At 37.7% G+C, this 11,677-nt stretch carries 13 protein-coding genes and 1 pseudogene; 9 read left to right on the top strand and 5 right to left on the bottom strand.

The genetic code is table 11. The features are described from left to right. Positions 1–431: 431 nt before the first annotated feature. The 5 genes from ehuC to BALCAV_RS19110 all read left to right on the top strand — a co-directional run bounded on the left by ehuC (position 432) and on the right by BALCAV_RS19110 (position 4,965). Positions 432–1,103, top strand: a complete 672-nt coding sequence (gene ehuC, locus BALCAV_RS19130; protein WP_003322712.1) for an ectoine/hydroxyectoine ABC transporter permease subunit EhuC — start codon at positions 432–434, stop codon at positions 1,101–1,103. Then, on the top strand, positions 1,100–1,786 hold the full coding sequence (gene ehuD, locus BALCAV_RS19125) for an ectoine/hydroxyectoine ABC transporter permease subunit EhuD (RefSeq protein ID WP_003322713.1): 687 nt from the start codon (positions 1,100–1,102) through the stop codon (positions 1,784–1,786). Before ehuC ends, ehuD begins: the two co-directional genes overlap by 4 nt. Beyond that, entirely contained in the window at positions 1,783–2,601 is an 819-nt protein-coding gene (gene ehuA / locus BALCAV_RS19120) for an ectoine/hydroxyectoine ABC transporter ATP-binding protein EhuA (protein ID WP_003322714.1), read from the top strand. Before ehuD ends, ehuA begins: the two co-directional genes overlap by 4 nt. 110 nt (positions 2,602–2,711) lie before the next feature. After that, positions 2,712–3,485: a GNAT family N-acetyltransferase gene (locus tag BALCAV_RS19115; protein WP_003322715.1), complete on the top strand. Its 774-nt coding sequence runs from the start codon at positions 2,712–2,714 to the stop codon at positions 3,483–3,485. A gap of 145 nt (positions 3,486–3,630) precedes the next feature. Then, the gene (locus BALCAV_RS19110; RefSeq protein WP_003322716.1) at positions 3,631–4,965 is read left to right on the top strand and encodes a Na+/H+ antiporter family protein; all 1,335 of its coding nucleotides are present in this window, start codon (positions 3,631–3,633) and stop codon (positions 4,963–4,965) included. 60 nt (positions 4,966–5,025) lie between these two features. Here the strand turns inward: BALCAV_RS19110 and BALCAV_RS19105 are convergent, their stop codons facing one another. From BALCAV_RS19105 to BALCAV_RS19090, 4 genes and pseudogenes are all read right to left on the bottom strand, one after another. Further along, positions 5,026–5,280 carry a hypothetical protein gene (locus BALCAV_RS19105; protein ID WP_160173442.1) on the bottom strand — a complete coding sequence of 85 codons (255 nt, stop codon included), beginning with the start codon at positions 5,278–5,280 and terminating at the stop codon, positions 5,026–5,028. 302 nt (positions 5,281–5,582) lie between these two features. Further along, positions 5,583–6,178, bottom strand: a pseudogene (locus tag BALCAV_RS19100) (biotin transporter BioY). A 179-nt stretch (positions 6,179–6,357) separates the two neighbouring features. Further along, positions 6,358–6,630, bottom strand: coding sequence for an HU family DNA-binding protein (locus BALCAV_RS19095; protein ID WP_003322720.1), 273 nt, complete (start codon positions 6,628–6,630; stop codon positions 6,358–6,360). Between the two features lie 81 nt (positions 6,631–6,711). After that, positions 6,712–7,563 (bottom strand): YihY/virulence factor BrkB family protein, encoded by an 852-nt coding sequence (locus BALCAV_RS19090; protein ID WP_003322721.1) that lies wholly within the window; start codon positions 7,561–7,563, stop codon positions 6,712–6,714. Between the two features lie 142 nt (positions 7,564–7,705). Between BALCAV_RS19090 and BALCAV_RS19085 the strand changes: the two genes are divergently transcribed. Beyond that, complete coding sequence (locus BALCAV_RS19085) at positions 7,706–8,119, top strand: hypothetical protein (protein WP_003322722.1); 414 nt, start codon at positions 7,706–7,708, stop codon at positions 8,117–8,119. Between the two features lie 121 nt (positions 8,120–8,240). Further along, complete coding sequence (locus tag BALCAV_RS19080) at positions 8,241–8,714, top strand: S-ribosylhomocysteine lyase (protein ID WP_003322723.1); 474 nt, start codon at positions 8,241–8,243, stop codon at positions 8,712–8,714. A 58-nt stretch (positions 8,715–8,772) separates the two neighbouring features. On the opposite strand, the gene BALCAV_RS19075 is transcribed toward BALCAV_RS19080, so the two are convergent. Then, on the bottom strand, positions 8,773–9,294 hold the full coding sequence (locus BALCAV_RS19075; RefSeq protein ID WP_003322724.1) for a cysteine hydrolase family protein: 522 nt from the start codon (positions 9,292–9,294) through the stop codon (positions 8,773–8,775). 271 nt (positions 9,295–9,565) lie between these two features. Here BALCAV_RS19075 and BALCAV_RS19070 point away from each other — a divergent pair, with 271 nt between their 5' ends. Further along, a complete protein-coding gene (locus BALCAV_RS19070; protein WP_003322725.1) occupies positions 9,566–10,060 on the top strand; it encodes an Lrp/AsnC family transcriptional regulator in 495 nt (164 codons plus the stop codon). Continuing rightward, complete coding sequence (locus BALCAV_RS19065) at positions 10,057–11,235, top strand: aminotransferase (protein WP_003322727.1); 1,179 nt, start codon at positions 10,057–10,059, stop codon at positions 11,233–11,235. The genes BALCAV_RS19070 and BALCAV_RS19065 overlap by 4 nt, the downstream gene beginning before the upstream one ends. Positions 11,236–11,677 lie beyond the last annotated feature (442 nt).

The raw sequence follows: 11,677 nt of genomic DNA, 5'->3' as shown, positions 1-11,677 counted from the left end.
CTGTCCTTGATTTTTTCTCGCTTCTGAACGAACAGGCTTCGCTTTATAATCAATCTAGCTACACCTGTTAGAAGCTCGAGAAAAATCGGCCAGTCTATAAAGTCAAAAAGCGACTTTTTAGTCTGTCCTGTATTTTTTCTCGCTTCTGAACGAACAGGCTTCGCTTTATAATCAATCTAGCTACGCCTGTTAGAAGCTCGAGAAAAATCGGTTCGTCTGAGTGAAGACAAAAAGCGTCTTCATCAGCCGCCCCTAATTTTTTCTCGCTTCTGAACGAACAGGCTTCGCTTTATATCAATCCAGCTACGTCCGTTAGAAGCTCGAGAAAAATCGCCCATCTGAATGAAGACAAAAAGCGTCTTCATCAGCTGTTCTTATTTTTTCTCGCTTCTGAGCAAACGGACTCCGCTTTATAAATAAGGAGTGAGATAATGTTTTCAAACGCATCTTATTTTATACCCATTCTATTAAGAGGGCTAGAAGTAACTGTACAAGTGTTTTTACTCGGCGCTGTAATTGCTTATTTTATTGCGTTTGTAGCAGGGCTTGGACGTACATCTCAGTTAGGGATTATTCGGTTTCTTGCAACGACCTTTGTTGAACTGTTTCGGGGAACTTCCTTGCTTGTTCAAATGTTCTTTTTTGTGTATGCATTGCCACTTATTATTCCAGGTTTATCGATGTCAGCTTTTATAGCTGGTGCACTTGCCTTAGGATTAAATTATGGTGCCTACGCATCAGAGGTTGTTCGTGGAGCGGTGTTATCGATTTCACACAGTCAAACGGAGGCAGCTATTTCTTTAAATATGAGCAAATGGCAACGGATGAGGTTCGTTATTATGCCACAAGCAGTTCGGCTAATGCTACCTGGTTTTGGTAACAATGCGATTGAACTTTTAAAAGGAACTTCACTCGTCTCGATTATCTCATTGTCTGACATGACGTTCCGAGCGACTTTACTTAGAAGTAGCAATACCTCACTTTCTGCACAGGTGGAGATATTTACTTATTTACTCATTCTTTATTTCTTATTAGCTCTTCCGCTTATCTTCTTAGCAAGATGGTTGGAAAAACGTGCATCTAAAGGGGTGAGTACAACATGAATACGAATGCATGGGATTGGGGATTCGCATTTGAAGTCTTCCCTCATATTATCAAAGCCATTGGCGTGACAATTAGCGTAACGTTTATCGCCTTTTTTATTGCGTTAACAGTCGGTCTTGTTCTAACTTTGATCAGGCGTTCAAACATCAAAATCGTTTCCTTAATTACGGCTGGAATCATTGAATTTATTCGGGCAACACCACCTTTAGTTCAGTTATTTTTTGTTTATTATGCGACTAGCTTGAACGGGTTTCAAACAGGTGCGATTGTTCTTGGTTTACATTATAGTACGTATATTTCTGAAATTTATCGCTCGGGTATTAATGCGGTTCCGCAAAGTCAGTGGGAAGCAAGTAAGGCTCTTAATTTTACAAGAGCTCAAACATGGAGAAAAGTCATCTTGCCACAAGCGATTCCACCGGTCATTCCGATGTTAGGGAACTACTTAATTGTCTTATTTAAAGAAACTCCATTGTTATCAGCGATCTTTGTTGTTGAAATGCTACAAGTTGCCCAATCGATTGGAGGTCAAACATTCCGTTATGTGGAACCCATTACGATTGTCGGATTCCTATTCCTAGTCTTAAGTTATCCTTCTGCCCTCTTTATTCGTTATTTAGAGAAAAAGTTTGGCAAAGTCGATAAAAAAGATCCTATTCAACAAAGAGGAGTGAAAGCATGAGTGAACAAACGATAAATCAAGAAAAGAAAAAGCAAGAACAAGTGATTGAAAATCCGATTGTCCGTTATAAGAATGTTAGTAAATCTTTTGGTGAAACGACTGTTTTGAATAATTTGGATTTAGATATTGCCAAAGGAGAAAAAATTGCCTTAATTGGTCCCTCTGGTTCAGGAAAAACAACGATTATTCGGATGTTAATGACATTAGAAGAGCCATCATCTGGAACGATTGAGGTTGATGGTGAAATGCTTTGGCATAAAGAAGTAAATGGTGAACTAGTTCCTGCCGATGAAAAGCATTTACGTAAAGTGAGAGGAAATATCGGAATGGTATTCCAGCAATACAACTTATTTCCGCATATGACGATTTTAAAAAATTGTACCGTTGCCCCGATAAATGTCCTTGGTATAAATAAGGATGAGGCGGTCGCCCGTGCAAAGGAAATGCTTGAAAAAGTTGGACTAGGTGATAAAGTCGATGCTTACCCTTCTCAGCTTTCAGGCGGTCAGCAGCAACGTGTCGCCATTGCACGTTCCTTAGTAATGAAACCTAAAGTGATGTTGTTTGACGAAGTAACGGCGGCTCTTGACCCTGAGTTAGTAGGAGAGGTGCTTGAAGTGATTAAAGATATCGCAGCCGATGGAGAAACAACGATGATTTTAATCACGCATGAAATTGATTTTGCCCGCGACATTGCTGACCGAGTCTTTTTTCTTGATTCGGGGAAAATTGCCGAGTATGGAAAACCAGAAGATGTACTTGTTAATCCAGAAAGTGAGCGATTGCAATCTTTCCTAAGTCGTTTTCATTCATAATATGGGAAATCGTCCAATTAATGGGCGATTTTTTTTAGGTTGTAATTGTATTTTTATTTATAATAATGTATTATTATTCATTATTTGAATAAAAAATGGGGGATGAGGATATGAATGATCTATTATCCGTTGAGCATTTAGAACAGTTAACGAGAGAGGCGATACCAGCTTTATCGACAGAAGCGTATCAAAATTGGTTGCTACGTTATGCAAATGGTTATACCAAAAGGGCAAATTCGGTTCATCTAATAACAGATTTAGAGACGGAAAATATCAATGAACAAATTGGTTATGTGGAGGACTATTATTATACAAAAGGTTTAGAAGCATCCTTTAAAATAGTGGAAGGAAAAAAGTCAGTCAGTTTGGCGAATCATTTAAATAAAAAAGGTTATCAAAAGGTTAACCGTTCAAGTGTGCTAGTCGCAGATTTAACATTTAATGGAGAAATTGTTGTTCAAACTTCAAATGTAAATGTTGTTCAAGTAGATGTTGATAAGTGGTTAAAGGGTTTTCAAATGTTAAGTGGTGGGGAGAATGAGGAAATGATGACGTTAAAAAAGATGTTATCGCTGAGTAAGCAAAAAATACTCTATATCCAAATTTTCAATAAAAATGAATTAGTTGCGACAGGCTTGGCGAGTAAGGACGACGAGTTTATCGGACTATATAATATCGTGACGAAAAAAGAAGCTAGAAAACAAGGGTGGGGGACGTTACTGTTACATGCTTTTTTTAAATGGGGTATTCAAGTAGGATGTAAGAAAGTATATTTACAGGTCATTCAAGATAATAAAGCCGCTCTCTGCCTTTATGAAAAATTTGGTTTCAAGGTTATCTATGATTACTATTTTTACACTAGAAAAAGAGTAAATAGGAGCTAAATATTTAAATTTCTATATCCTTTATTACGTTATCCCTTTATCAGACGAAAGAAAAAATGGTTGACATTCTAAAAGTGACAATGTTACTGTAGCATAGTATTATATTTTAGTGATTTAGCAAGATAAAGGATTGGGGATGTAGAAAATGAATGCTGTTTTAATTGCTGTAGTAGTCATGCTCGTTTTAAGTTTATTACGTGTCCATGTTGTTTTGGCACTTTTAATAGGTTCCATTGTTGGAGGGGTAACAGCCGGTTTAAGTTTACAAGAGACGATGCAAGTTTTCTCTGAAGGACTAGGTGGAGGAGCATCGATTGCGTTAAGCTATGCAATATTAGGAGCTTTTGCTGTTGCGATTTCACAAACAAGCTTACCGGATGCGATGGTGAAATTCGTCATTAAATTAGTGGGGAAAAATTCAGATTCAACGAGAAAAAATTTATCAAAAGCTTTGATTTTTTTCTTTTTACTGATGATCGCCTGCTTCTCACAAAATATCATTCCGATTCATATTGCATTTATCCCGATTTTAATACCTCCAATTATTAAAATTCTTAACCAATTAGAAATAGATCGTCGAGCAATCGCTTCAATTTTAACATTCGGTTTAATCGCTCCATATATGTTATTACCCTATGGATTCGGCTATGTGTTCCAAGGGATTGTTGTGGAAAACATTGTGCAAAATGGCCTTGACGTTACGATGTCACAAGTCACTCCAGCCATGGTTATCCCGGTTGCAGGGATGTTTTTAGGGCTGCTTGTCGCAGTCTTTATAAGCTATCGAAAATCTCGTACGTATGAACAAAAGGAGATAATCACAGAAACGGAGTCAAACGAAGAGGAAAAAAGTGTAGAGGCCTACATTTGGTCCATTATTGCTTCTCTAATAGCGATTTTCGTTACACTAGTTGTTCAAACAATCTCTGAATCTATGGTTTTAGCAGGTTTGGCTGGGATTATCGTCTTGTATTTAACACGTGCTTTAAAATGGAGCGGCTCAGATAAAGTCTTAACAGATGGTATGAAAATGATGGCTTTTATTAGCTTTGTTATGATTAGTGCGGCTGGTTTTTCCGAAGTGATTCGTGCAACTGGCCATGTTGAGCTTTTAGTGGAACAGGTTTTAAATATTGTCGGAGAAAGTCAGGCAACGACAGCTCTTTTGATGTTAATCGTTGGTTTAGTTTTAACACTAGGTATAGGCTCTGCTTTTTCAACTGTTCCGATTTTAGCGACGATTTTTGTACCGCTAGGAATGGCTGTTGGTTTTAGTCCGATGGCAATCATTACGTTAATTGGAACTGCCGGAGCACTTGGAGATGCCGGAGCCCCTGCTTCAGACAGTACGCTAGGACCTACCGCGGGATTAAATGCGGATGGTCAACACAATCATATTTGGGATACATGTGTCCCGACATTTCTCCACTATAATATTCCCCTTATTATATTTGGCTGGATTGCCGCGATGATGTTTTAATAACGAAAATAAAAGGGTAGGAGCTGACCGAATGATAGGGTTCAGCTTCTTTTTTTCTATTCAGTTGAATACGCACCGTAATTCGGCCCAGGTTGAAATTTGATTGACCAAATCAGATGAATACGCACCGTAATTCGGCCCAGGTTGAAATTTGATTACCAAATCAGATGAATACGCACCGTAATTCGGCTCAGGTTGAAATTTGATTACTAAATCAGATGAATACGCACCGTAATTCGGCTCAGGTTGAAATTTGATTACTAAATCAGATGAATACGCACCGTAATTCGGCTCAGGTTGAAATTTGATTACCAAATCAGATGAATACGCACCGTAATTCGGCCTAGGTTGAAATTTGATTACCAAATCAGATGAATACGCACTCTAATCTGCCCCAGCTCCAATTTCCATTACTAATTCTCTATTATCCTAACTATAATCAGGGAATATCGCTTCACCGGTCATAAATTGTCCACGACTCGAAAAAAAGACACCTCCTGCCATAAATAAAAGAACCTCGAGAAGTTATAAAACAACTCGAGGTTCCTTCTAATTAGAGCAGCTTAGCGACCGTCTCTTTTTGTTAAGGCTCAAAAAAGTAGGAAAAATAAAGGCAATTAAGCGGTCATTTTTTTCTTTAATGGTTTTTGGCCTACGTTTACTGAGTGGTAAATACGCTGGGCGATTAGAGCGGCAAAGAATGTTAGGATAATGTCTTTAATCGCTGGTGCGAGCATCCATAGCCAAGCGACGGAATAACTTATAGCGTCAATATCGGCAATAAACTGGTAGGCAAAATACATATAATTTGTACCAATAACATAAGTGGTAATGAGTCCAATAAAAGAAGCAATTATAAATGTACTAAGAGTTTTGTTTTACTTTTTTCAATCCATTTACCTGTACAATAAGCAACGAGTAAAAAAGATAAAAGGAAACCGAAAGTTGGGCGTAAAAGGATCGCTAATCCACCGTGAAACTGGGCAAAGACAGGAAACCCTACAAGTCCAACGATTAGATAGACGAGAATGGCATATGTCCCACGTTTACTTCCTAATAAAGCACCAGCTAAAATCGCAAAAAAAGTTTGCAATGTAATCGGGACGCCGCCAATTACGAGCATGGCTGTTAAATTGGCTCCAATAGCCATTAAGGCGGCAAACATTGGAATTAATACGAGGTCAATGGTTTTAAAAGAAGAAGCTTTTGTCATCTTGAATGTCCACCCTTTTTATTTAATTGTTAACAAAAGAATAAAAGATTTTATTTTTATTGTCAACTTAAAAAAGAATATCAGTTTACAATATGGTAGAACCCATTTGCTACGTATTTGTGTACCTCTAACTGAAAAAACGAACCCAAAATATGGGCTCGTCGCTTTGTATAAACCTATTATTTTACTGCTTCTTTTAATTGTTTTCCTGCTTTAAATGCTGGAGTTTTTGTTGCGGCAATATCAATTTCTTCACCAGTTTGTGGGTTACGGCCTTTTCTGGCTGCACGTTCACGAACTTCGAAGTTACCAAATCCAATCAATTGAACAGTGTCTCCTTTTGACATTGATTCAGTAATAAGTTCAAAAACAGTATTGACTGCTAAGCTAGCATCCTTTTTTGATAATTGAGTACGTTCCGCTAAAGCTTGAGTTAATTCGGTTTTGTTCATTTTGTCATCTCCTCAAAATAAGACTAATTCATAATTCATACTGGTACCATCATGTCCATTTTGCAGAGGAATATACATGATTTATTCATTTCTTTTTAAATCTGATATCTGCATTGTTGTCGTTTTCTCTCTACTCTCATAAAGAGCGGCATTAATTTGACCACCGATAACTAAAATAATCCCTGTTAAGAAGAACCAAAGCATTAAAATAATAACGCCTCCAAGGCTGCCATAGGTCGCTGAATAGTTTGCAAAATGGCTTAAATAAAACGAAAATCCAAATGAAATCGCCTGCCAACCTATCGTTGCAAAGATGGCTCCCCATATGACATTGCGAATCTTTACTTTAATATTCGGAGCAATCCAATAAAAAACAATTAACACTAAAATCATTAAAATAATCGCAATGACATATCTAAGTATGTTCAAAAGAACGGTTATTTGCTCAGGTAAGAAAAAGATTTGCTCAAGTAAATTGATAATCGTCGCTCCAAACACTGGGAGCAATAAGGTAATAATAATCATAAATAAAATACCAAAGGTCATAAGCATGGACAATAATCGTTGACGGAGGAAATTACGCGTTTCTTCAATATTATAGGAGCGGTTAATGGCTCGGACAAAGGCATTAATGCCACTAGAGGCTGACCATAAAGTAACAATGACCCCAATCGATAATAAGCCTCCTCGTGGTTCACCAATCGTATCCAGAACAATGGTTGTAATGATTTCCGCTAAGGCCTGAGGGATAAAATCGTTAATAATCGCTTCGATTTGGGTAATGTCTACATTAAAATACGGAATAAGGGCAATTAAAAAGATTAATAATGGAAAAATGGATAGCATAAAATAATACGCTAAAGTTGCGGCCCAATCTAATATCGGGTCTTTTTTGAGATGGTGAATTAAGTAACGCCAAAATTGTTTGTCCATATTATGCTCCTTCTTTAAGAGTCCATTATCGATAGGGAGATACAAATTTATCATTCCCGAAAACAAGCTAAGACTAAACGAAAGTCCTAAAAATATGTTACCATATGACTTAGTAAATAGAATAATTATAATTGGAGGAATTATGCAAGATCATTATATGGCACGTGAGCCAAAATTTTTATGGATATTGTTATTTATCGTTACCTTACCTTATGCCAATTTATTAGAGTCTAATTTTCGATATATCGCTTTTGCTTTACTTTTTGTTTATGCAGCGGCGATGATGATTCAATATGAACTTTTTTTTGAAGAAGAAGAGATTAGAATGGAGTTCAAATTATTGAAGTATCGTCTGTTTGAAAAGAGGGCACATGCTAAAGAAATTGATCTCATTCAGTTTATCGATTTAGGGCGAAGGAATGTGATTTTTGTTAAGAAAAAAGACGGCAAGCAAATGAGATTGCACCGTTTTAAACCTGAGAACTTTGTAGGTCGAACCCGGATGTTTGCAGAAGCACATGAGCTAAAAAAGGAAGAAATATCGACAAAGAAATAATATGAAAATGTAAGGGGATTCGAACATTTCCCAAGCAGTTACACAAGGCTTGCCAATCGAAGAGCTTTCTATATATACTAGACAGAAGATAAAAAATTCTGAATATATAGGGAGTGGAAGCATGCCGACAGTTGAAAGTTTTGAATTGGATCATACGATTGTAAAAGCACCATTCGTTCGTCCTTGTGGAACGATTAAAATTGGTACAGATGGTGAAGTCAATAAGTTTGATATTCGTTTTTTCCAACCGAATAAACAAGCGATGAAACCAGATGTTATTCATACGATGGAGCATTTACTCGCATTAAATATCCGGAGATATGCCGAAGAGTATGCCCATTTTGATGTGATTGATTTATCACCGATGGGCTGCCAAACAGGCTTTTACTTAATTATGAGTGGCGCGCCATCAGTGGAAGAGATTATTGATGTGCTTGAGAAAACGATGAATTATTCCCTAGATATTGAAGAAGTGCCAGCTGCGACCGAAAAACAATGTGGTCAAGCGAAACTTCATGATTTAGAAGGAGCTAAAAAGTTAATGAACTATTGGCTTGGTCACGATAAAGACTCGCTGAAGCAAGTATTTGCTTAAACTATAAAACCTAGCAAGAATGGAGACATTCATGTTAGGTTTTTTCGTTAAAATCGAATTAAAAGTGTTTTAATGAAAAATCAGTGGAGGGACGAACATCCGCCTTATTCACTTGCCGCATCGTCTCGATAGCTAGGTCGTTTTCTTTTTTGTCGGCAGAGGCAATACAATCAGACGGGATATATAACTTGTAGTGGTACATATAAGCATCATTTGCTGTAAATTGGACACACATATTTCCGGCAACTCCCGTCAAAATAAGGGTATCGACACCAAGATGCTCTAACAAAATATTTAATGGGGTGCCAAAAAAACCAGAGAATTGTGGTTTAAGGACAAAATAATCATCTTCATCTGGTTTGAGTAGTTCCGCTAAAGCTTTTCCACGAGAATCTCCATCGATACAATGTCGAACTAAATGTCTAAAATCAGATTGCCACTGACCATAGTTGTCATTTATATAAATAACAGGAAACCCTTCTGCCTTTACTTTTTCTTTCATTTTTTTGATTGCGTGAGCAGCAGGGAGAGCATACTTTAATAATTGATCCCCACTTTCAAACTCTAAATCGTTAATCATATCTATAATTAATAAGGCTAGTTTATGGTCTTTAGTTGTTGTGTTCGTAACGATAATGAATCACACTCCTAATAGTCGAATCTTTGCTTAAGGGATAATATCTTTTTTTCATATGGGTATACAAATTATATCCATTAAATCTTAATATAAAACACGAAAAGAAGTCGAGGGAAGATTCAAAAAAGAAGATTAATTCAATGCGTTGATTATGGTATGATAGAAAAAATAAAGGAATCCATATCGTTTTGTTATGGAAGGAGATTAGAGAATAATGAACGAAAAAGAATTGGAAGTACTTCGAATTGTGGAAGAAAATGCACGTGTAGACTTTAATACTTTAGCGAAGATGGTTGACTTAAAAGAAGATGAAGTGAAAAGTATTTTAAAAAAATTAGAACAAAATAAAGTGATCTTAAATTACTCCGCTGTGATTGATTGGAGCAAGGTTGATATTTCTGAACCAGTTACAGCAATGATAGATGTAAAAGTCGCCCCAAAACGAGGCGTTGGCTTTGATGAAGTAGCCGAGCGAATTTATCGATTTCCAGAAGTGAAAGCTCTTTATTTAATGTCAGGAGCTTATGACTTACAAGTTGTCATTGAAGGAAAAACGATGCATGAAATAGCTCGTTTTGTTTCAGAAAAACTATCATCGATTGATTCCGTTTTATCAACAACAACTCACTTTCAATTAAAAAAATATAAACATGATGGAGTTGTATTTGAAGAAGGGGAAGAAGATAGAAGAATTGTGGTGACACCATGACACAGACACACATCAAAAAACGTTTATCATCTCGTGTAGAGAGCATTCAGCCATCAGGAATTCGTCGTTTTTTTGATTTAGCTTCCAAAATGGATAACTTGATTTCCTTAGGTGTGGGTGAACCTGATTTTGTCACACCATGGAATGTTCGAGAAGCGAGTATTTCTTCCATGGAACGGGGATTCACAGCATACTCAGCAAATGCGGGGATTATGGAATTAAGGGAAGCCATTGCTGGGTATATGTTCAATCGTTTTGATGTTGATTACGATCCAGAATCAGAAATTCTTGTGACTGTTGGTGCGAGTGAAGCTATCGACATTGGCTGCCGAGCGATTTTAGATGAAGGCGACGAAGTAATTGTTGTTGAGCCGAGCTTTGTCTCTTATGCTCCACTCATTTCAATGGCTGGTGGTGTTCCTGTCCCAGTTGGAACAAAAATTGAGGATGATTTTAAAGTATCGGCTGAACAAATCAAGCAGGTGCTCACAAATAAAACCAAAGCCTTAATGATTTGTTTCCCAAATAACCCAACTGGTGCGGTGATGGGCAAAGAGGATTTACAGGAAATTGCCGATCTCGTTATTGAACATGATTTACTTGTCTTTTCGGACGAAATTTATGCGGAGCTTAGTTATGACGAGGAACATGTTAGCTTTGCTGGATTAGAAGACATGAAGGAGCGTACGATTTTAATTTCCGGTTTTTCAAAAGCTTTTGCGATGACTGGTTGGCGATTAGGATTTGTTATGGCTCCGCCCGATTTATTAGCAGCGATGCTCAAAATTCATCAATACAGCTTAATGTGTGCCCCAACGATGGCTCAATATGGAGCATTAGAAGCTTTAAAGAGTGGCATGGATGATGTGGAACGGATGAAACAATCTTACAAACAGCGCCGGAATTTTTTCGTGAAGTCATGTGCTGAAATTGGTTTAACTTGTCACACACCTGGAGGAGCTTTTTATGCCTTCCCATCGATTAAATCAACAGGCCTAACGTCTGAACAATTTGCCGAAAAGCTGCTATATGAAGAGCGAGTGGCCGTTGTTCCTGGTAATGTATTCGGTGCTGGTGGTGAAGGACACATCCGTTGTTCTTATGCGACATCCATGGATAATTTAGAAGAATCAATCAAACGAATTGGCCGATTTATTCAAAGTGTAGGAAATTAATCGTTTATATGAACTGTCACAAAGGTTAGATGACTTTTGTGGCAGTTTTTTGCGTGTGCAGATGGGGAGGATTGCTGGTGTTGGTTGTGGTTGCTTATTGGAGCGGTAAGGAAAGAGGTAACCAAACAAGGATGGAGACAAGAAAAGGAGAGGAGCGGTGAGGAAAGAGGTAACCAAGCAAGGATGGAGGCAAGAAAAGGGGAGGAGGGTGGAGGAAAGAGGTAACCAAACAAGGATGGAGACAAGAAAAGGGAAGGAGCGTGGAGGAAAGAGGTAACCAAACAAGGATGGAGACAAGAAAAGGGAAGGAGCGTGGAGGAAAGAGGTAACCAAACAAGGATGGAGACAAGAAAAGGGAAGGAGCGTGGAGGAAAGAGGTGACCAAAAGGGGATGGAGGCAAGAAAAGGAGAGGAGCGGTTTTGGAGAAAAGAGGTGACCCAA

Origin of the sequence: Alkalihalobacillus alcalophilus ATCC 27647 = CGMCC 1.3604 (assembly GCF_000292245.2) — a bacterium.
Classification (GTDB): Bacteria; Bacillota; Bacilli; order Bacillales; family Bacillaceae_D; genus Alkalihalobacillus; species Alkalihalobacillus alcalophilus.
The sequence above is the reverse complement of the archived record's forward strand: the minus strand, read 5'-3'. Positions and strand labels throughout refer to the sequence as shown.

What these genes read in the sequence shown, in the direction of transcription:
- ehuC (WP_003322712.1), top strand. Translation starts at nt 432, where the DNA reads ATGTTTTCAAACGCATCTTATTTTATACCCATTCTATTAAGAGGGCTA.
- ehuD (WP_003322713.1), top strand. Translation starts at nt 1,100, where the DNA reads ATGAATACGAATGCATGGGATTGGGGATTCGCATTTGAAGTCTTCCCT.
- ehuA (WP_003322714.1), top strand. Translation starts at nt 1,783, where the DNA reads ATGAGTGAACAAACGATAAATCAAGAAAAGAAAAAGCAAGAACAAGTG.
- BALCAV_RS19115 (WP_003322715.1), top strand. Translation starts at nt 2,712, where the DNA reads ATGAATGATCTATTATCCGTTGAGCATTTAGAACAGTTAACGAGAGAG.
- BALCAV_RS19110 (WP_003322716.1), top strand. Translation starts at nt 3,631, where the DNA reads ATGAATGCTGTTTTAATTGCTGTAGTAGTCATGCTCGTTTTAAGTTTA.
- BALCAV_RS19095 (WP_003322720.1), bottom strand. Translation starts at nt 6,630, where the DNA reads ATGAACAAAACCGAATTAACTCAAGCTTTAGCGGAACGTACTCAATTA.
- BALCAV_RS19090 (WP_003322721.1), bottom strand. Translation starts at nt 7,563, where the DNA reads ATGGACAAACAATTTTGGCGTTACTTAATTCACCATCTCAAAAAAGAC.
- BALCAV_RS19085 (WP_003322722.1), top strand. Translation starts at nt 7,706, where the DNA reads ATGCAAGATCATTATATGGCACGTGAGCCAAAATTTTTATGGATATTG.
- BALCAV_RS19080 (WP_003322723.1), top strand. Translation starts at nt 8,241, where the DNA reads ATGCCGACAGTTGAAAGTTTTGAATTGGATCATACGATTGTAAAAGCA.
- BALCAV_RS19075 (WP_003322724.1), bottom strand. Translation starts at nt 9,294, where the DNA reads ATGATTAACGATTTAGAGTTTGAAAGTGGGGATCAATTATTAAAGTAT.
- BALCAV_RS19070 (WP_003322725.1), top strand. Translation starts at nt 9,566, where the DNA reads ATGAACGAAAAAGAATTGGAAGTACTTCGAATTGTGGAAGAAAATGCA.
- BALCAV_RS19065 (WP_003322727.1), top strand. Translation starts at nt 10,057, where the DNA reads ATGACACAGACACACATCAAAAAACGTTTATCATCTCGTGTAGAGAGC.